Source organism: Bradyrhizobium sp. AZCC 1678, assembly GCF_036924765.1.
Lineage (GTDB): Bacteria > Pseudomonadota > Alphaproteobacteria > Rhizobiales > Xanthobacteraceae > Bradyrhizobium > Bradyrhizobium algeriense.
This window is the reverse complement of the sequence record NZ_JAZHSE010000001.1, coordinates 1687979-1707457: the sequence shown is the minus strand read 5'-3', so window position 1 is coordinate 1707457 and position 19479 is coordinate 1687979. Positions and strand designations below refer to the sequence as shown.

20 protein-coding genes, 1 other RNA gene and 1 pseudogene are annotated in these 19479 nt (G+C 63.6%); 7 read left to right on the top strand and 15 right to left on the bottom strand.

Going from position 1 to position 19479, the window contains the following annotated elements; genetic code table 11:
- Positions 1-43: 43 nt before the first annotated feature.
- The 10 genes and pseudogenes from V1294_RS08090 to V1294_RS08050 form a co-directional block, all read right to left on the bottom strand.
- Positions 44-460 carry an NUDIX hydrolase gene (locus V1294_RS08090; RefSeq protein ID WP_334496247.1) on the bottom strand — a complete coding sequence of 139 codons (417 nt, stop codon included), beginning with the start codon at positions 458-460 and terminating at the stop codon, positions 44-46.
- Positions 461-1507 carry a Holliday junction branch migration DNA helicase RuvB gene (gene ruvB / locus V1294_RS08085; RefSeq protein WP_334496245.1) on the bottom strand — a complete coding sequence of 349 codons (1047 nt, stop codon included), beginning with the start codon at positions 1505-1507 and terminating at the stop codon, positions 461-463.
- Positions 1504-2058 (bottom strand): hypothetical protein, encoded by a 555-nt coding sequence (locus V1294_RS08080; RefSeq protein ID WP_334496243.1) that lies wholly within the window; start codon positions 2056-2058, stop codon positions 1504-1506. The genes ruvB and V1294_RS08080 overlap by 4 nt, the downstream gene beginning before the upstream one ends.
- Complete coding sequence (locus tag V1294_RS08075; protein ID WP_334496241.1) at positions 2055-2474, bottom strand: cytidine deaminase; 420 nt, start codon at positions 2472-2474, stop codon at positions 2055-2057. The genes V1294_RS08080 and V1294_RS08075 overlap by 4 nt, the downstream gene beginning before the upstream one ends.
- Before the next feature lie 128 nt (positions 2475-2602).
- Entirely contained in the window at positions 2603-3145 is a 543-nt protein-coding gene (locus tag V1294_RS08070; protein ID WP_334496240.1) for a hypothetical protein, read from the bottom strand.
- Positions 3146-3210: 65 nt separating this feature from the next.
- Positions 3211-3279 (bottom strand): annotated as a pseudogene (locus V1294_RS37915) (Holliday junction branch migration protein RuvA); the annotation flags it as partial.
- 47 nt (positions 3280-3326) lie between these two features.
- Entirely contained in the window at positions 3327-3764 is a 438-nt protein-coding gene (locus tag V1294_RS08065; RefSeq protein WP_334496239.1) for a hypothetical protein, read from the bottom strand.
- A gap of 53 nt (positions 3765-3817) precedes the next feature.
- Positions 3818-4435 carry a Holliday junction branch migration protein RuvA gene (ruvA, locus tag V1294_RS08060; RefSeq protein WP_334496238.1) on the bottom strand — a complete coding sequence of 206 codons (618 nt, stop codon included), beginning with the start codon at positions 4433-4435 and terminating at the stop codon, positions 3818-3820.
- Positions 4432-4959 (bottom strand): crossover junction endodeoxyribonuclease RuvC, encoded by a 528-nt coding sequence (gene ruvC, locus V1294_RS08055; protein ID WP_108514208.1) that lies wholly within the window; start codon positions 4957-4959, stop codon positions 4432-4434. Before ruvC ends, ruvA begins: the two co-directional genes overlap by 4 nt.
- Before the next feature lie 490 nt (positions 4960-5449).
- Complete coding sequence (locus V1294_RS08050; protein WP_334496237.1) at positions 5450-6196, bottom strand: YebC/PmpR family DNA-binding transcriptional regulator; 747 nt, start codon at positions 6194-6196, stop codon at positions 5450-5452.
- 201 nt (positions 6197-6397) lie between these two features.
- Between V1294_RS08050 and V1294_RS08045 the strand changes: the two genes are divergently transcribed.
- From V1294_RS08045 to V1294_RS08025, 5 genes are all read left to right on the top strand, one after another.
- On the top strand, positions 6398-8167 hold the full coding sequence (locus V1294_RS08045; RefSeq protein ID WP_334496236.1) for a methyl-accepting chemotaxis protein: 1770 nt from the start codon (positions 6398-6400) through the stop codon (positions 8165-8167).
- 108 nt (positions 8168-8275) lie between these two features.
- Positions 8276-9700 carry a methyl-accepting chemotaxis protein gene (locus V1294_RS08040; RefSeq protein WP_334496234.1) on the top strand — a complete coding sequence of 475 codons (1425 nt, stop codon included), beginning with the start codon at positions 8276-8278 and terminating at the stop codon, positions 9698-9700.
- Between the two features lie 400 nt (positions 9701-10100).
- Entirely contained in the window at positions 10101-10616 is a 516-nt protein-coding gene (locus tag V1294_RS08035) for a (2Fe-2S)-binding protein (protein ID WP_334496232.1), read from the top strand.
- Positions 10613-11629, top strand: a complete 1017-nt coding sequence (locus V1294_RS08030) for an FAD binding domain-containing protein (RefSeq protein ID WP_334496231.1) — start codon at positions 10613-10615, stop codon at positions 11627-11629. The genes V1294_RS08035 and V1294_RS08030 overlap by 4 nt, the downstream gene beginning before the upstream one ends.
- Positions 11630-11634: 5 nt before the next feature.
- Positions 11635-13842, top strand: a complete 2208-nt coding sequence (locus V1294_RS08025; RefSeq protein ID WP_334496229.1) for a xanthine dehydrogenase family protein molybdopterin-binding subunit — start codon at positions 11635-11637, stop codon at positions 13840-13842.
- Positions 13843-13927: 85 nt separating this feature from the next.
- Here V1294_RS08025 and V1294_RS08020 read toward each other — a convergent pair whose 3' ends face one another.
- The 3 genes from V1294_RS08020 to ssrS form a co-directional block, all read right to left on the bottom strand.
- Positions 13928-14749, bottom strand: coding sequence for a TIGR00282 family metallophosphoesterase (locus tag V1294_RS08020; RefSeq protein WP_334496227.1), 822 nt, complete (start codon positions 14747-14749; stop codon positions 13928-13930).
- 3 nt (positions 14750-14752) lie between these two features.
- Positions 14753-15328, bottom strand: coding sequence for a 5-formyltetrahydrofolate cyclo-ligase (locus V1294_RS08015; RefSeq protein WP_334496225.1), 576 nt, complete (start codon positions 15326-15328; stop codon positions 14753-14755).
- Between the two features lie 190 nt (positions 15329-15518).
- Positions 15519-15679, bottom strand: a non-coding RNA gene (ssrS, locus tag V1294_RS08010) — 6S RNA.
- Between the two features lie 249 nt (positions 15680-15928).
- On the opposite strand from ssrS, the gene V1294_RS08005 reads away from it, so the two are divergent.
- A complete protein-coding gene (locus tag V1294_RS08005; RefSeq protein WP_334496223.1) occupies positions 15929-16324 on the top strand; it encodes an endonuclease domain-containing protein in 396 nt (131 codons plus the stop codon).
- 64 nt (positions 16325-16388) lie between these two features.
- Here the strand turns inward: V1294_RS08005 and V1294_RS08000 are convergent, their stop codons facing one another.
- Entirely contained in the window at positions 16389-16772 is a 384-nt protein-coding gene (locus V1294_RS08000; RefSeq protein ID WP_247518535.1) for a cell division protein ZapA, read from the bottom strand.
- Positions 16769-17089: a DUF4164 domain-containing protein gene (locus tag V1294_RS07995; protein WP_334477023.1), complete on the bottom strand. Its 321-nt coding sequence runs from the start codon at positions 17087-17089 to the stop codon at positions 16769-16771. The genes V1294_RS08000 and V1294_RS07995 overlap by 4 nt, the downstream gene beginning before the upstream one ends.
- A gap of 288 nt (positions 17090-17377) precedes the next feature.
- Here V1294_RS07995 and tkt point away from each other — a divergent pair, with 288 nt between their 5' ends.
- Positions 17378-19363 (top strand): transketolase, encoded by a 1986-nt coding sequence (tkt, locus tag V1294_RS07990; RefSeq protein WP_334496221.1) that lies wholly within the window; start codon positions 17378-17380, stop codon positions 19361-19363.
- Positions 19364-19479 lie beyond the last annotated feature (116 nt).

Sequence of the window (19479 nt, the reverse complement as noted above, 5' to 3'; positions counted from 1 at the left end):
TGGCGCGGTATCTGCCCTTAGTGGAGGATGGTGCTCATCCGGTTCAGGCGTTGTCCGCGACGCTGTTCCGCGACGCCAGCGGCAACACATGGTCGCGGGTCAACGGCGCCAGCGCGATGTCAGCAGGCGCCGCCGGGTCGATCCACATCATTGCCTCGATCTCGGCTTTCGGCGCGATCTCGCCGGTCACCTCGACCTCGTAGAGCGCGGCGCGCACCCGGAAACCGGGCTCATTGGCCGAGATCGCATCGAACGAGCCGAGAGGACGGATCGAATCCGCAACCAGGCGACAGCCAAGCTCCTCGTCGATTTCGCGCGCCAGCGCCGTGACGTCGTCCTCTCGGCAATCGCGTTTGCCGCCCGGCTGCATGAACGCCACGGTCCCGCGTTTGCGGACCAGAAGCACCCGACCGGCTCCATCCCGGATCAGCGCCGCGACGATCTCAATCGTATCGGTCAATCACTCCTCCTCAGTCTGCCCGAACAACCCGAATTGCGCGGGATCGCGCGAAGGCTCGGCGAGGCCGAGGTGGCGGAAGGCATGCGAGGTCAAAAGCCTGCCACGCGGGGTGCGCTGCAGGTAGCCGCACTGGATCAGGAACGGCTCTATGATGTCCTCGATGGCGTCGCGCGGCTCCGACAGCGCCGCCGCCATGGTCTCGACGCCGACCGGGCCGCCGCCGTAGTTCAGCGCAATCGTCGTGAGATAGCGCCGGTCCATGGCATCCAAGCCCGCGGCATCGACCTCCAGCGCGCTCAGCGCGTGGTCAGCGATGGCGCGGTCGACGGAGCTTGCATCCGCGGCGGATGCAAAGTCGCGCACGCGGCGCAGCAGTCGTCCGGCAATGCGGGGCGTGCCGCGGGCGCGGCGCGCGATCTCGTTGGCGCCATCAGGCGTCATGCCGATGTTGAGCACGCGGGCGCCGCGGGTGACGATCTTCTCCAGCTCTTCCACGGTGTAGAAATTCAACCGCACCGGAATGCCGAAGCGGTCGCGCAGCGGATTGGTCAAGAGGCCGGCGCGCGTGGTGGCGCCGACGAGCGTGAATTTTGCCAGATCGATCTTGACCGAACGCGCTGCGGGCCCCTCGCCGATGATCAGGTCGAGCTGGAAGTCCTCCATCGCCGGATAGAGCACTTCCTCGACCGCCGGGCTGAGACGATGAATTTCGTCGATGAAGAGCACATCGCGCTCTTCGAGATTGGTGAGCAGCGCGGCGAGATCGCCGGCTTTTGCTATCACCGGGCCTGAGGTGGCGCGAAAGCCGACGCCGAGCTCGCGCGCAACAATCTGCGCCAGCGTGGTCTTGCCGAGGCCGGGAGGGCCGACAAACAGCACGTGATCCAGCGCCTCGCCCCGCTTGCGCGCGGCCTCAATGAAGATCGAGAGATTCTTGCGCGCCTGCGCCTGCCCGACGAATTCGGACAGCAGTTGCGGACGCAGCGCGGTGTCGCCGACATCGTCGGAACGGCGCTCGGGCGTGACGATGCGGGAGGGCGGGTTCATGCGGCGATGCTACCACGATGCAGCGGTTTCGCGAGCCACCAGCACAGGGACGTCGGCACGATCGCAAGAACGGCGAGCATCGCCGAGAGCGTAAGGGCGGCGCGCGCCGACCGGACATCCGGCAAAATCACGGCCGATGATTCCGAGGGCATGACGAACATGCCGAGCACGACGAAGCCGGCGATGGCAACGGCGGCGGCCAGCCACGCCATCCAGATCATGTTGATGCCGCCATAGACCGCAGCCAGCGCGAATATCAGTCCGGCCGCGACCGACGGCAGGAACGCCGCGAGCGCCGTCACGAATGCAAGCAGCCCTAGCGCAACCGAGACCATGGTGCGCAGCGCGTCGAGGTCGAGAAGTGCGAGAAACATCTGCAGCAGCGCTGCGCCGAACGCCACCACGATCAGCGAAATCAGCGCCGCGATCGAAAACGGTCCCGCAATGGAGAAAATCAGGACGATGCCGATCGCACGCGCGAAACGGCCGACTATGGCGCCGGCTGAATAGTCGCGTCGGTCCGGGGTGACGATGCGGGAGGGCGTATTCACTCATTGCCCCGCTTGTACTTGTTGGGCAGGAGTTCGCCGATGCTCACGACCTTCGGCGCACGGCCGTTGTCGGGGACGATGACCCGCGCGTTGGCGTCATAGTCGTGGATCAGCTCGCGACAGATGCCGCAGGGCGAGACCACCGCGATCTTGCCGGGCTCCCCGGGCTTGGGGTGACGCACGGCGACGATGGTTTCGATGCCGTGGTCGCCGGTTTCGGTGATGGCGCGGCCGATGGCGATCGCTTCGGCGCAGACCGCGATCCGGCCTATATAGGCGTCGATATTCACGCCGGTGACGATGCGGCCGTCGCGGGTGCGCAAGGCGGCGCCGACCTCCTGCCAGTCGTTGCGATAACGCCGGCTGATCGCGTCAGTGGCGGCGGCGATCAGCTCTTCGTCCTTGTTGCTCAGCATGGTGGAGAATACGTTCCTTCGTCAGCCAGTGGCGAACATAGTCTATTTCGTCAGTTTCTTCAGGCCCTGCGCAGTGTCGCAGACATCGTCGGAACGTCGCCCTGGAGTGACGATGCGGGAGAGGATGGTCATGCGGGCCTCGCGAACCGCCGCGTCAGACGCCAGCAGATGAGCGACGCAATCAGTGAGGGAACAACAAAAATGAAGTAGCCTTCGAGCGGTATATTGAGCAGGTTGTGCGTTGGTTCAGGCGCCATCGCTGAGATCGAGAACATGATCAGGATTGCTGCACACCCCGCTGCCAGCATAGGCACCCATACCGAATTATGGTGAAACCTGATAGCTGCAACGGCATGAATGATGCCTACGAATAGTGCTGCGGGGGCGAAGAAATAGGACCACATCGCTATGATTGCCACCCCAACAAGGAGCAGTGGGCCGTGGTCAAACTTCATCCACCAACCCACGTTGCCGAAGATGGGCGGCCAGACCAGTAGAAAAATCGCGACAATGAGCACGGAACGCCAGAACGGCGACAGCATTCCCGCTTCATCACGGAAGAATGTGGCTCCGCTCACTTCGCCGGCTCCTTTGAGATCGTAGGGTGGGCAAAGGCGCGCTTTTGCGCCGTGCCCACCGTCTATCCGGTTGCGCCACTGAATGGTGGGCACGCTTCCGCCTTCGCTCGTGGAGCTACGGCGGACAAGTCGCTTTGCCCACCCTACGGTATCCACACTCACTTCGCCAATTCCTTCAAGCCTAGCCGGATCAGTTGCGCGGTCTCGGCATTCTCTCCCGCGCTGTGCTGTGTCGCCAACGTCGTCGGAGCGGCGCTCAGGCGTAGCATTGCGTTCATGCCAGAACCTGCTGGTCTGAGCGGCGGCGAAACGGCCACAGCACCGTGTTACAGATCAGCCAGCACCATATCGTGCTGCCAACATGCAGGACGATGAATATCGACAACCTTTCCCAGGCCGGCGGACTCGCGCTTTTTACCATCACGAAGACGGCGTATGCCACGGTTACGAACAGCGATCCAAGAAAGACCGGGCGGAAGGGCACCAATCCGGTTCGCGATACGGCCTGGGCAATCGAAGCCACGAAGGCCAGAAACAGCGCCTGCGCACCGCCGGCAATATAGGAAGCGATCGCAAAGAAGCCGAACGTCCACAAATAAGCCGAGAGACCGTAGCTTGCGGCAGGCTGGCCATACCCGAACATCATTCCCGTTGCCCATATCAACAGGAAGCCGAGCGGCGGGCCGGCTGCGAGAAAGATCAGGAACGCCAACGCCGTCTTCGGCGTAAACCCCACCGCATCGCTCACATTGTCCGCCGCGTCGCTCACTTCGCGAGCTCCTTCAGCCCCAACCGAATAAGCTGCGCCGTCTCCGCGTTCTCACCCGCACTGCGCGAGGCGGCGGCGATGGCGGCCGCCGCTTGCGGCGGGCCGTAGCCGAGATTGACCAGCGCCGAGATCGCATCGGTCACCGGTCGCGGCGCGCGGTCGTTGTCGATCGCGCCAGCAAGATGCACCACGGTCGAATCGACATTGGCAAACGCCGGCGCCTTGTCCTTCAATTCAGAGACGATGCGTTCGGCGACTTTCGGACCGACCCCGGGCGTGCGCGACACCGCAGCCTTGTCGCGCAGTGCGATCGCGTTGGCGAGTTCGGCCGGCGGCAAGGTCGACAGCACCGCGAGTGCGACCTTGGCGCCGACACCTTGCACGGTCTGCAGCAGGCGAAACCATTCGCGCTCAGTATCGGTGCGAAAACCGAACAGCTTGATCTGATCCTCGCGGACATAGGTTTCGATGGAAAGCACCGCCGCATCGCCGGGCGACGGCAGCGCCTGCAGCGTGCGCGAGGAGCAGTGCACCTGATAGCCGACGCCGCCGACGTCGAGGATCACGTAATCCTCGCCGTAGGAATCGATCAGGCCTTTGAGCTTGCCGATCATAGGCTGGCTACCTTCAGCCGCAGCGCGGCGCCCTGGCGGTGATGGGCGTGCGTGATGGCGATTGCCAGCGCGTCGGCGGCGTCGGGGGATTTCGGCTCGGCCTTGGGCAGCAAAATCTTCAGCATCACGGCGATCTGGTTCTTGTCGGCATGTCCCGCGCCGACCACGGTCTTCTTGACCTGGTTGGGCGCATATTCCGCGACCGATATGCCGAACATCGCGGGCGCCAGCATGGCGACGCCGCGGGCCTGGCCGAGTTTCAGCGTGGCGACGCCGTCCTTGTTGACAAAGGTCTGCTCCACCGCGGCCTCCGCCGGCCTGAAATCGCCGAGGACTGTGGCGAGCCCCTCATGGATCGCCAAGAGGCGGCTGGCCAGCGGCAGATCGTCCGGCGGCTCCACCGAGCCGCAGCCGATGAAGACAAGCCGGTTGCCCTCGGTCTCGATCACGCCCCAGCCGGTGCGGCGCAGGCCGGGGTCGATGCCGATGATCCGGACGGGTTGGCGAATCGGTGGGGGTGTCATGGCGTAGTGATAACGCCAGAGCCGGGTGAACGAAACATAAAGAGAACGGAAATCCCCGCGAAACCGTACTGTCCGTATTTAACCCCAAGTGTCCCAAGTAGAGTTTCGGAGCGTCCCAATTCGATTTTGGTCCGAATTGTCTCTGTCGCGTCCGTGAGCCCAATCCTATATGCTCAAAGAGAAGCATCGATAGGAGCCGTCATGTTCTCCTGGGTCGTTTTCATCACGATTCCCGTTCTCACCGTAGCGTTCTTGAGCGGACGCTTCACTGCCAAATACGCGGCAGAGAAGGGGCGCTCTACACGCGCTTGGTTCCTCTGGGGCGCCCTGTTCTTTCCGCTCTTTCCTGTTCAGTGGATGGTCTTGGGGCTCCTCCCAAAAAAGTAAGGCCGCCTCAGTTGGCGGCCTCTGTTGGGCGAAAGTTCTTTGCCGCCGTGCCATGATTGATAGATCACGCGGTATGGGGCCCTGCGTTCGCAGGGACGACAGATCACCCGCCCATCTTCGCGACCAGCGCGTCGGAAATCTCGAAATTGGCGTAGACGTTCTGGACATCGTCGTGCTCGTTCAACAGGTCCATCAGCTTCAACAGCTTCTCGCCGGTCTCGTCGTCGACCGCGACCGTGTTCTGCGGCTTCCAGGTCAGCGCCGCCTTGCGGGCTTCGCCGAACTTCGCTTCCAGGGCCTTGGCAACCTCGCGAAAGGTTTCCTGCGAGGCGTAGATCTCGTGGCCGCTTTCGCTGGAGACCACGTCGTCGGCGCCGGCCTCGATCGCGGCATCCAGCATCGCGTCGTCGGAAGCTTTGCTGGCGTCATATTCGATGACGCCGGTGCGATCGAACATGAAAGCAACCGAGCCGGTTTCGCCGAGATTGCCGCCGGACTTGGTGAAGAAGGTGCGGACATCTGAGGCGGTGCGGTTGCGGTTGTCGGTCAGCGCCTCGACGATCACGGCGACGCCGCCGGGGCCGTAGCCCTCGTAGCGGATTTCGTCGTAGCTCTCACTGTCGCCGCCGGTCGCCTTCTTGATGGCGCGCTCGATATTGTCCTTCGGCATATTCTCCTGGCGTGCCGCGATCACGGCCGCGCGCAGCCGCGGATTCATGGCCGGGTCCGGGGTCCCCAATTTGGCCGCCACCGTGATTTCCCGCGCCAGCTTGCCGAACAGTTTCGACTTCTGGGCATCCTGCTTGCCCTTGCGGTGCATGATGTTCTTGAACTGGGAATGGCCGGCCATGCAGGGGTCTCTTGGATTCGTCCGGGAGGGATGCGGGTGAAGCGCGGCCTTATAGGCCGCTAATCGGCCGAAATCAAAGATTTGCGAACCCATGAGGGTATGTAAGTACTGCCGCCTGCCGGAATGTCAGGCAGTCGTTAACCATGATTTCATGCTCGGATGAGAGGATTTCGCACCTGTCCTCAACTTTCAAGAGACGTCATGGCGTTCGGTTTGTTCAAAAAGCGGGTGCCGGAACCGGCTGCGCCTGCCGCTGAAGCCAAGGTTCCACAGGCCATGGCCGGGACTGAGGCCGTCATTGCCGATGGCGATTCTGCCAAGGCAGTCCTTGAACTGCTGGAGCTCGAACTTGGCGCGATGATCCGCCAGCTCGAACGCGCGGCCAACTCGGTGGCCGGGGGCGCCGAGGCGACGGCTGCGACGCTGTCGACCATCCGCCAGCGCACCGATGCCCTGACGAACCGGACCAACGCCGCCCAGGGCACCGCGACCACGTTTTCGCACGCCGCCGACAAGTTCACCCAATCGGCGCAGGGCATCGGTTCCCAGGTGCGCGACGCCAGCAAGCTTGCCGACCAGGCCAGCGAGGCCGCCCGCGAAGCCAGCGCCAATGTCGACCGCTTACGGGAGTCTTCAGCGGCGATCGGCAATGTCGTCAATCTGATCGCGCAGATCGCGCGGCAGACCACGCTCTTGGCGCTCAATTCCACCATCGAGGCCGCACGCGCCGGCGAGGCCGGGCGCGGCTTCGCGGTGGTCGCGACCGAGGTGAAGGCGCTCGCGGTGCAGACCCAGAACGCGACTGAAGAGATCACCAAGAAGATCGAGGCGCTGCAGCGCGACGCCGCGGGCTCGGTCGACGCCGTGCATCGCATCTCGCAGGCGATCGAGGCGATCCGCCCGGTGTTCGACAACGTCAACGGCGCGGTTGCCGAGCAGAACGCGACCACCGGCGAAATGGCTGACAATGCGGCTTCCGCTTCCAGTTTCATCGGCTCGGTCGGCGACAGCGCCACCGAGATCGATCACGCGACCAAGGAAGCCGAGGCGCATGGCGAAAGCGTCGCCCAAGCGGGACGGGCCGTCACCACATTCGCGCAGAAGCTCAAGTCGCGCTGCGCGGTGCTGCTGCGCCAGGGAGAGAAAGAAGGCGACCGCCAGGACCGCCGCAAGGACCAAAGGCTGCCCTGCAGCCTCAAGATCGAAATTGCCGCCCCGCGCGGGACGATATCAGCACCGGTCTACGAAATTTCCATGGGTGGCCTTCTGGTCAGCGGGGCAGACGCGGAAGCGCTGGCGCAGGGCCAGAGCTTCAACGCGACGCTGCAGGATATCGGCGCCTGCCGGATTCGCATCGTCCAGCGGTCGAAGGCCGGCACGCACGCGCAGTTCGAAAGGCCGGATGCGGCGCTGACCGAGAAGATCGAAGACAAATTATGGTCGATCCAGGACGACAATACCGAGGCCGTGACCCGCGCGATGGAAGCCGGCGCGGCGCTGAAGAAGATATTCGAGAACGGCGTCGATAGCGGCGCCATCTCGATGGAAGACATGTTCGACACCAACTATGTCGAGATCGCAGGCAGTAACCCGGTGCAGTACCGCACCAAAATCCTGGACTGGGCCGACCGCGCGCTGCCGCCGTTTCAGGAAGCGTTCCTCGCCAGGGACAAGCGGATGGCATTCTGCGCCATGATCGACACCAACGGCTACCTGCCGGTGCACAACAAGATCTATTCGCATCCGCAGCGGCCGGGCGACGTCACCTGGAACACCGCCAACAGCCGCAACCGCCGCATCTTCAACGATCCGGCAGGCCTTGCCGCCGGGCGCAACCAGCGCGCCTATCTGATCCAAAGCTACGCACGCGACATGGGCAACGGCAACACGGTGATGATGCGCGAGATCGACGTGCCGATCCGCGTCAAAGGCCGTCACTGGGGCGGCTTCCGCACGGCCTATCGGCTCTAGTGCGCTCTCAGGCAAGACGCCAAGGCGCGAATCACGCTCTAAACCTGGAATTGGAATGCGATCGCCGCGGCGTGCCGATCGTCGGCTCTGACTGGAGAAAGCTCTGATATGTCCGTTGTGCAGCGTGCAGTGCTGGACACTCATTCCAACCAGACACTGGCCGAACGACTCATTGACCAGCTTGCCGACCGCATCGGCGGGCTCGGCGTGGAACTTGCCGATATCGCCGGCAACGTCCGGGAGGTCGCAAGCCGCGTCGCGAACCAGTCGGAGCGGTTCCACCACTTACAGAAGACGGCCGAGACGATGGTCTCGGCCAACCGCGGCATCGCTAACGCATCGCAAGCGGTGCAATCGACCACGTCCGCAGCTGTCGAAGAAATCGTTCAGTCGCACAGCGCGGTGAATACGGCCGTCAGGCACATCGCCGAACTCGTCGAAGCGGTCGGCCGCATCGAGGCCCGGCTCAGCGCCGTCGGCTCGGCCCTGTCGCAGGTTGCAAAAGTTTCCGGCTCGATCGAGGCGATTGCGAAGCAGACTAACCTGCTGGCGCTCAATGCCACGATCGAGGCGGCGCGTGCCGGAACCGCCGGCCGCGGCTTTGCCGTGGTCGCGAGCGAAGTGAAGAGCCTGGCGGAGGGGACTCGCCAGGCCACGCAGCAGATTTCCGATACCATGCGCGATCTCGACGGCCAGATCGGCAGCCTGATCAGTGAGAGCAGCGACGCCTCACTCCGCGCCAAGAGCGCCGGTGAAGGCGCACAGCAGATCAGCGGCATCATCGCGCGCGTGCACCAGGGCGTCACGTCCGTAGGCCAGGAGATTGACGGCGTCGCCAGGGCCGCGACGTCCAATCTCGGCCATTGCGACACCGTTATCACCGAGCTCAGCGAGCTCGCCAAGGGCGTCGACCTCTCCTCGCGCGATCTCAAGCACGCGGACGACCAGGTGGCAAAGCTGCTCGAGACCTCCGAAGGCCTGATCGCGCTGATCGCCGACAGCGGCGTCGAGACCTCGGATGCACCGCTGATCCGCGTCGTCGTCGACACCGCGAAGCGCATCTCTGCCGAGTTCGAGGCCGCGATCGACCGCGGCGAGATCACGGCCGACCAGTTGATGGACGAAAAGTATCGCGAGATCGCCGGCACCGATCCGAAGCAATATCTGACCGACTATGTCGCCTTCACCGACCGCGTTCTTCCCTCGATCCAGGACCCGATCCAGAACAGCGATCCGCGCATCGTGTTCTGCGTCGCCTGGGCCAAAGGCGGTTATCTGCCGACCCACAATCCGAACTACCGCCTGCCGCAGGGCAAGGACCCGGTCTGGAACAACGCCAATTGCCGCAACCGCCGCCTGTTCAACGACCGCGCGGTGAAGAAGGTGGCGGCGAACACAAAACCGTTTCTGCTGCAGACCTACCGGCGCGACATGGGCGGCGGTAATTTCGTGCTGATGAAGGACCTGTCGTCGCCGATCTTCATTCGCGGCCGCCACTGGGGCGCATTCCGGATGGGCTTTCGGCAGAGCTAACCCATGATCGGTTGTCGTGGCTTGGCCTCGAGGTGCGAGAGCCGTCACTGGGGCGGCTTCCGCACGGCCTACAAGTTGTAATCAAACATTTCATCTAATTGCGCGCGTCGCTTCGCCCGTCGCTGGCTGCATGGAAAATGCGCAGCCCCAACGGCCCTCGTGCAAGACCCGTCCGATTTTTCGTAATGGCACGATTATCGGAGATGCCACCGGGCTCCGGGGGGTTGGCATATCGCTCTCTCTCCTTGAACCTTCGTCGCCTTGGCTGGTTGTAGATTGGCTGAGAACCCGGCTTGAGAAATCCAGCCTCTTCTTTGCGCACGACAAGCGGAGCGGTGAAAGTCATCGAACTGACGCGCGGATATGACATCCCCAGACGGTAAAGCAGGCGGAGAAGAAAATGACGCATTCTGGGACAGCAGCGCCCGCAAGGCGCATCACCGCAGTGCCCGAGAAAATTCCGGTAACGCTGAGTGTCAACGGCAAGTCGGTCAAACTTCTGGTCGCACCATGGACAACGCTCCTGGATGCTCTACGCGACCATCTCGATCTGACAGGTACCAAGAAAGGCTGTGACCACGGCCAGTGCGGTGCATGCACCGTTCTCGTCGGGGGACGGCGGATCAATTCCTGCCTGACGCTCGCCGTGATGCAGGAAGACAGCGAAATCACCACCGTCGAGGGCCTCGCGCGCGACGGCGAGCTACATCCGCTGCAGCAGGCCTTCATCGATCACGACGCGTTTCAGTGCGGCTATTGCACGTCGGGACAGATCTGCTCGGCGGCCGGGCTGATCGCGGAGGGCAAGGCAAGAACGGCCGACGAGATTCGCGAACTGATGAGCGGCAACATCTGCCGCTGCGGCGCCTATCCGAACATCGTGGCAGCAATCCAGCAGGCGATGGAGCGATCATGACCCCGTTTCAGTACACGCGCGCAACCGACGTCGCCGATGCCATCAAGCAGATCGCGACAGATCCTTCCGCAAAATTCATTGCGGGCGGCACCAATCTGATCGATCTGATCAAATACGATATCGCGACGCCCACACGGCTCATCGACATCTCGCGTCTGCCGCTCAGGAATGTCGAGGAGACCGCCTCCGGCGGCGTTCTGATCGGGGCGATGGTGCCGAATACCGACCTCGCCTACCATCCCCTGATCGAACAGCGCTATCCGCTACTGTCACGGTCGATCCTGGCTGGCGCGTCGCAGCAGCTGCGCAACATGGCCTCGACCGGCGGCAACCTCGTGCAGCGCACGCGCTGCTTCTATTTCTACGACGCCACAACGCCCTGCAACAAACGCGAACCGGGCAGCGGCTGCTCGGCGATCGACGGCGTCAACCGCATCAATGCGATCCTTGGAACAAGCGGCTCCTGCATCGCGACGCATCCGTCCGACATGTGCGTGGCGCTCGCAGCGCTCGAAGCGACCGTGCATGTCACAGGCCCGGCCGGGACGCGCACCATTGCGTTTGCGGATTTTCACCGGCTGCCCGATAACACGCCGCAGCTTGACACCAATCTGGAGCCCGATGAGATCATCACGGCGATCGAGCTTCCGGCAAAAGGTTTCAGCACGAACTACTCCTACCTGAAGATCCGCGATCGCCTGTCCTACGCGTTCGCACTCGTATCGGTGGCAGCAGCGCTCGAACTTGACGGCGACACGATCAAGGAGGCACGCTTGGCGCTCGGGGGCGTTGCGCACAAACCATGGCGCAGTTCCGCGGCTGAAGCGGCCCTGCTCGGACAACGCGCCGACGCGGCTGCATTTGCGCAAGCCGCCGATTGGCTGCTGCACGGCGCCAGAGGCTACGGACACAACGACTTCAAGATCGGCCTGGCGCGGCGCGCCATCGTGCGAACGCTTGGTCAGGCTGCGCGGGGAACGCCGCAGTCGATCTCCGACAAGAAAATACGGTGAGCGCCATGGCAAGCTATATCGGAACAGCGACCTCCCGCGTCGACGGCCGGGCCAAGGTCACCGGCGAAGCCAAATACGCCGGCGAGTTCAGCGTTCCCGGTCTCGTCCACGGCTACGTCGTCGATTCGACCATCCCGAAGGGGCGGATCGTGCGGATCGATACCAGCGGCGCGCTGGGCATTGCCGGTGTGATCGACGTGCTCACCCATCGCAATCGACCGCCAATGGCTGACAAGGATGACGCCTACAAGGACGACGTCGCGCCCGAGAAGGGTTCGCCCTACCGCCCGCTCTACGACGACAGGATCCAATTCACCGGACAGCCGGTCGCGCTGGTGCTGGCGGAAGACTGGGAAACCGCGCGTGTCGCCGCCTCGCAGGTGAGGATCGAATACCAAAAGGATCCACACGTCACCGACCTGCAAGCAGAGCGCAGCAGGGCGTTCGCCATCGACGTGCCGGAGAAGCCGCGCGGCGATGCCGAAAAGGCATTTGCGTCCGCCGCCGTGCGCCACGCGGCCGAATACTCCATTCCAACCGAGCACCACAATCCGATGGAATTGTTTGCCTCGACCGCGATATGGGAAGCCGGCCAGCTCACCGTCTATGACAAGACGCAAGGCGTCCAGAACGTCCAGCAGTACCTTTGCAAAGTGTTCAAGCTGCAACCGGGTGCAGTTCGAGTCATGTCGCCCTATATGGGCGGCGGTTTCGGCGCGGGACTGCGTCCGCAATACCAGGTCGTGCTGGCGGTGCTGGGAGCGAACGCGCTCAGACGCCCGGTGCGCGTCATGCTGACGAGGGCGCAGATGTACGCGCTCGGCTACCGGCCGGCGAGCATCGAACGGCTTGCGCTCGGCGCGAGCAGCAGCGGCACGCTCGATTCAATGCAGCATGAAGCCATCGCCGTGACGTCGCAGTTCGAGGAATTCGCGCGCAACGATACTGGCTGGGGCAACCTGCTTTACAAAAGTCCTAACGCGAAATTCGAGCACAAGCTCGTCAAGCTCGATCTGCCGACGTCCTGCGACATGCGGGCGCCGGGCGCGGCGACCGGCGTCTACGCGCTGGAATGCGCGATGGACGAACTCGCCATCGCGCTGAAGACCGATCCGGTGCAACTGCGGCTGCAATGCTACTCCGACCGCCATCAGGGCGAGGACCTTCCCTACACCAGCAAGCAACTGCGCGAATGCTACCGGCAGGGCGCGGAGGCGTTTGGCTGGGACAAGCGCAACGCGGAGCCACGCTCGATGCGGGACGGCAGCGAGTTGGTCGGCTGGGGCATGGCATCGGGCGTATGGGAAGCGCTGCAGATGCCGGCAACAGTCCGCATCGTGCTGACGGCTAACGGTCACGCGGAAGTCGCGACGGCCGCCTCCGATATCGGCACGGGCACCTACACGATCATGGCGCAGATGGCCGCCGACATGCTCGGCCTTCCCATCGACAATATCAGCGTCAAGCTCGGCGATTCGACCCTGCCGCAATGTCCGGTGGAAGGCGGCTCGTGGATAGCGTCATCGGTGTGCAACGCCATCGCGAACACGGCCCGCGCGGTTCGCGGCGACGTGCTGGAGCTTGCGAAGGCGACGAAGGATTCGCCGCTCTCGGGCGCCGGCGTAGACGACGTCGCGCTGGTGGATGGCAGGATCGCCAGCAAGCGCGATGCGAACCGTGCGGTCTCGATCGCGAGCGCGATGCAGTCGGGCAAGGCCGAGCGCATCACGCGCGAGGAAACCAACATGCCCGCCGAAGACAAGTCTCACGCGCGCAATGTTCACTCCGCGATCTTCGCAGAGGTCAAGGTGGACGAGGAACTCGGAGTGATCCGCGTGACGCGCGTGGTCAAAGCCGTCGCCGCAGGCCGCATCCTCAACCCAAAGACGGCCCACAGCCAGGTGATGGGTGGCGTGGTCTGGGGGATCGGCATGGCGCTGCACGAGGAAACGCTCTACGACCATCGCTTCGGGCGGGTGATGAACGCCAATATTGCCGAATACCATGTGCCCGTGAATGCCGACATCCATGACATCAAGGTCATCTTCGTCGACGAGCCGGACGAGATGGTCAACCCGCTCGGCATCAAGGGCCTTGGCGAGATCGGCATCGTCGGCGTGGCGGCGGCGGTCGCCAACGCAGTCCATCATGCGACCGGAAAGCGCGTGCGCGACCTGCCAATCACCCTCGACAAAGTGGTTCAGTTCGATTGAAGCGGTCGCGGCTGGTGGTGGAAATGAAAAGAGCCGGTGCAACTATCAGCACGCCGCGCATCGACGTTCTCTCCGTTCGTATTTATCAGACCCAGAATCCCGGCACCGCCGGCTCCAGCCTGCCACCGATCCGCACCGGCGCGACGCGTAGCGCAAGGCCGGTGGCATCATCGGTCTCGACCGCAACGCCACTGAGTGTCGCAACTCCAGCCGCCGGTTCGAAGCGGCCTGAGGGAATGCCGGTCGTGAAGCGCCGCAGCGGCTCTTCCTTCTGCATGCCGATGATGGAATCATAATCGCCGGTCATGCCGGCATCGGTCATGTAGGCGGTGCCACCGGAAAGGATCTGATGATCGGCGGTCGGCACATGGGTGTGGGTACCGACGACGAGGCTGGCGCGGCCGTCGCAGAAAAAGCCGATGCCTTGCTTCTCGCTCGACGCCTCGCCGTGGAAGTCGACCACGATCGCGTCCGCCGCCTCGCGCAGCGGACAGGCCTCGAGTTCACGGTTGAGCACCGCGAAGGGATCGTCGAACGGCGTCATGAAGACGCGACCGATGGCGTTGATAACAAGCGCGCGCTTGCCGTTCTTGGTATCGACCAGCGCCGCGCCGCGGCCCGGCGTGCCCCTTGGATAGTTCGCGGGGCGGATCAGCTTCGGCGCGCGCTCGATGAACACCAGCGCCTCGCGCTGATCCCAGGCGTGATTGCCGAGCGTGATGGCATCGGCGCCGGCGTCGAGGAATTCCTGATAGATCGCCTCGGTGATGCCGAAACCGCCGGCGGAATTCTCGCCATTGACGACGACGAGGTCGAGGGCCCAGTCACGGACCATGCCAGGCAGATATTCCGCGATCGCGGCGCGGCCTGCCCGGCCGACCACGTCGCCAACGAAGAGAATACGCAAAGTTCAGCTCCGGAAATCGAACACTTTCTTTTCCGTTAGCACATAATCCAGCGCCACGTCGTGCGGCAGCGCGGGAACAGCTTTTATTTCCTGCAACGAGAAGGCGATGCCGACAGCCGTGATGGCCTTCACTTTACGCAAATGGGCGAGCGTGAAGTCATAATGGCCTGCGCCATAGCCGATGCGGTGGCCCTCGCGATCGAACGCCGCCAGCGGCACCAGCATGATATCGGGAATGAGTTCGGCGGCGGCCGGCGACGGCTCGAGGATGCCGAGCGGCCCCATCATCAGCCGGTCGTCGGGCGACCATGCGCGAAACGCCAGCGATTTTCCGCGCGCCATCACCGCCGGCAGCGCCAGCTTCGCGCCTTGTTCCGCAAGCTTGCGCATCAAGGGCGCGGGATCGATCTCGCTGCGGATCGGCGAATAGCCTGACACGACCATGCCGGGCAGAATCGTGAACGGCACGCCGCGCTTGGCCATGGCTTGTGCCGAGGTCGCGCGCTGTTCATCGCTCAACGCATCGCGTTTCGCCAGCGCGGCGGAGCGGAGGTCGGCTTTCGACGGAGTTGCGGTCATGCGATGAATGAACCGATTCCAGAGCAATCGTAGCCCGGATGGAGCGAAGCGAAATCCGGGGGACCATCTCGCAACCAAACAAACCCTGTCCCGGATTGCGCTTCGCTCCATCCGAGCTACGGCTCGGCACGCCGCAGCAGACGGCAATGCACAGAAAAACGTGGAATCGAACCGACCGACAAAATCAAAGTGCGAAGCCGCGAACGCCGTTGAAGCACTCGATCCCGGAGTTCCCTACGAAAGTAGGTGGGCACCATATGCCCGGATCCACGGACCCGGCCAGGGACAGTTCCCTAAAGGATCGATAAGGCCCCGGGGATATATGGCTCCTGACGCACGACGCAGCTTCGCGGAACCAATGTAGGGGTTACGGACCGAAACCGCCAGCGGTTACCGATAGGCCTTCTTCGTCATCCCCGGGCGCGTGAGGCGCAAGGCTCGATACGAACGAGCGATCTCGAGGTGGAGATATTTGTAATTCTCCTTTAGATTGCGCTCTGCTTCACCCTCCCCTGGAAGGGGAGGGTCGCTCGCATTGGCGATGCGCAGCAGCGCCAATGCGAGCGGGGTGGGGTGATCTATCCGCGAGCACGACAGGCAATGATTTCAACCGCAATCCGCCGCGCAGCAGCCAAGAAACTGCGGGCCAATACGACGCCGCACGAGCGCACGCTCTGGCGTGCGCTAAAAGAACTGCCGATCGAAGGCACACATTTCCGGCGGCAAGCACCGATCGGCCGCTACGTCGTAGACTTTTTCTGTCCGGCAAAGCGTCTGGTCATTGAGCTCGATGGCGGGCATCACAACGACGACGCAACTGCCAAGCACGACAGAGAACGTCAAGCGTGGCTCGAACAGGAAGGATACCGCGTTATCCGCTTCTGGAACTCCGATGTAACCGGTGATCTGAATGCGGTGCTCGAACGGATTTACGTGGAATTGTATGGCTCGCGTGAAGCAGATACCTTTCCACTGAAACACCACCGACGACGATAGACTGTCACCCCGCCCCGCCGCTGCGCGGCGACCCTCCCCCAGGGGAGGGTAAGAACCCAGCACCTCACCCGATCGCGACGCCGCTGCCGATGGTGCGGTTGAGCATCTGCGTGGTCTTCTCGATGCGGTCGGCGGCGGCGTTGAGTGCGTTGGCGACCGCGACCTGGGTGGCCTTGGCGCGGTCGGCGGCGGCGACGCGAACGTTGCGCAGGGTTTCGAGTTCGCCCTCCAGCGCGCGGATGCGCGCGTTGGCATCCAGCAGTTCGTCGCACACGGTGAGCGCCGCCATCACCGTGAGGCGCGCATCGCCGATCTCGCCGAACTTGCCGCGCAACTCGCCGACCCGCGTTTCCAGGCTCTCGGCGAGTTTTAGGAGCCGCACTTCCTGCCCTTCCTCGCAGGCCATGCGATACTGCCGGCCGTTGATGGTGACGTTGATGTGGCTCATTCATCCTCTCCGGCATCGAGCACCGCACGGATGGTGCCGATCGCGACATCCAGTTTTTCTGATACCTCGCGGTTGGTGCGCTCCAGCCGCCGCGTCTTCACCAGCGAGCCGTCGAGTTCGTCGGCGAGCCGCGAGCGATCGGCGCCGAGCGCCTGGATCCGGCTCGCCAGCTCGTTCTCGTCGCGGTCGGCGTCGCGTCGCCGTTCCGCCGCCGCCTCGAGCGCATCGAGCGCCAGCATCAGGCGCCGTGTGGCGGCGTCGATGTCGACTTGGACCGGCTCGGCATTGCCGACACCGTTAGTGTGACGATCGCTCATGAGAGACAGCGCGCACCTTCGCGTGAGCCCGCCGCACGGCAGCAAAATCCGCGGTTCGGCAAGCGGTTAGAGCACGAAATTTACGTGGCAAGCGAGCGAATCGCAACGCCCGCGCGAAGCTATGCACTGCTAAGCAACTTTTCGCACCAAAAGGGCGTTTCCTCGCCTTGGACTCACGGGGATTGAGGTGCTATCCAGCCCCGACTTTCCCCTAATCCACGCCCGTATTGCGGCCTTTCGCCCGGTACGTACCGCAACCAAGCACCTCATTTCAGGCGGATTTTCATCATGACGCAGGTCGATCATACCCGTATGGCCAATGCGATTCGCGGGCTTGCCATGGATGCCGTCGAAAAGGCGAAATCCGGCCACCCGGGCTTGCCGATGGGCGCCGCCGACGTCGCGACCGTGCTGTTCACACAGTTCCTCAAATTCGACGCAACTGATCCGAACTGGCCGGACCGCGACCGCTTCGTGCTCTCGGCCGGACACGGCTCGATGCTGCTCTATGCCTTGCTGTACCTGACCGGCAACAAGGACATGACGCTCGACCAGATCAGGAATTTCCGCCAGCTCGGCTCCAAGACGCCGGGGCACCCGGAAAACTTCGAGACCAGCGGCGTCGAGACCACCACCGGCCCGCTCGGCCAGGGCATCGCCACCGCGGTCGGCATGGCGCTGGCGGAAAAGATGCTCGCAGCCGAGTTCGGCAAGAAGGTGGTCGGGCATCATACTTACGTGCTCGCCTCCGACGGCGACCTCATGGAAGGCGTGTCGCAGGAAGCGATCGCGATGGCCGGACACTGGAAGCTGAACAAGCTGATCGTGATGTACGATGACAACGGCATCTCGATCGACGGTCCGACCTCGCTCGCCGATTCTGTCGACCAGGTGAAGCGATTCAAGTCCGCGGGCTGGGCGGCCGAGCTGATCGACGGCCAAGATCCGAAGGCGATTGCAGCCGCGATCACCCGCGCGCAGAAATCCAACAAGCCGTCGCTGATCGCCTGCAAGACCACCATCGGCTACGGCGCGCCGACCCGGGCCGGCACGGCGAAAGCGCATGGCGAGGCGCTCGGCGCTGACGAACTCAAGGGCGCCAAGGAAAAGCTCGGCATCTCGCTTGAGCCGTTCTCCGTACCCGACGATGTCTTGAAAGCATGGCGTGCGGCCGGCAGCCGCGGCGCTGCCGCGCGCGAGGAATGGCAGGCCCGCTTCGACGAACTCGGCAGCCGCAAGCGCGCCGAGTTCGAGCGGCGGATGCGGCACGAACGGCCGGCTTCGCTCGCGAAGGCGCTGCGCGCGCACAAGAAGGCGCTGCTGGAAACGCCGCAGAATGTCGCCACGCGGAAATCATCCGAATCCGCCATCGAGGCGATCGCAGCAGCGATGCCGATGGAATTTTTGGCCGGCTCCGCCGACCTCACCGGCTCCAACAACAACAAGGCGAAGTCGGCGGTGGCGTTCTCCGCCAAGACGCCGAAGGGCCGCTTCATCCATTACGGCATCCGCGAGCACGGCATGGCTGCATGCATGAACGGCATCTTCCTGCATGGCGGTTTTGCGCCGAACGGCGCCACCTTCCTGGTGTTCACGGACTACGCACGGCCTGCGATGCGGCTCGCCGCGCTGATGGGCAACGGTGTCGTCTATGTGATGACCCATGATTCGATCGGGCTCGGCGAGGATGGACCGACGCATCAGCCGGTCGAGCATCTCGCGGCGCTTCGTGCGATTCCCAACATGCGCGTGTTCCGGCCCTGCGATGCGGTCGAGGTCGCCGAATGCTGGGAGCTGGCGCTGAACCGTGTCGACGGTCCGACGGTGCTGGCGCTAACCCGCCAGAACCTGCCGCAACTGCGCACCTCAGCGCCGAACGATAACCCCTGTGCGCATGGCGCCTATGAACTGGTGGCAGCCCAGGGCGAGGCCAAGGTGTCTCTGTTCGCCTCGGGCTCCGAGGTCGAAATCGCGGTGGCCGCCCAGAAGCAGCTGGCGGAACGCGGCATCGCGTCGCGGGTGGTTTCGGTGCCCTCGCTCGAATTGCTGCTTTCACAGCCGGCGGACCGGCGGAAGGCCATCATCGGCAACGCCCCGGTCAAAATCGCCATCGAGGCCGCGGTGCGCTGGGGCTGGGATGCCGTGATCGGCCAGGATGGTGAATTCGTGGGCATGCACGGTTTCGGTGCCAGCGCGCCCGCCAAGGACCTTTTCAAGCACTTCGGAATTACCGCCGAGACCGTCGTTAACGCTGCCCTGAAGCGCTTGGGCTGACGGTTGAGATTGCTGGGAAAAAGGACTACCTAGACCCCCATCTTGACCGTTCCCGCCCGGCCGAACCGGGCGTTCCGCCGTAAGCACCTCCGTGGAACGTCTCCGCGGGGCCGGCA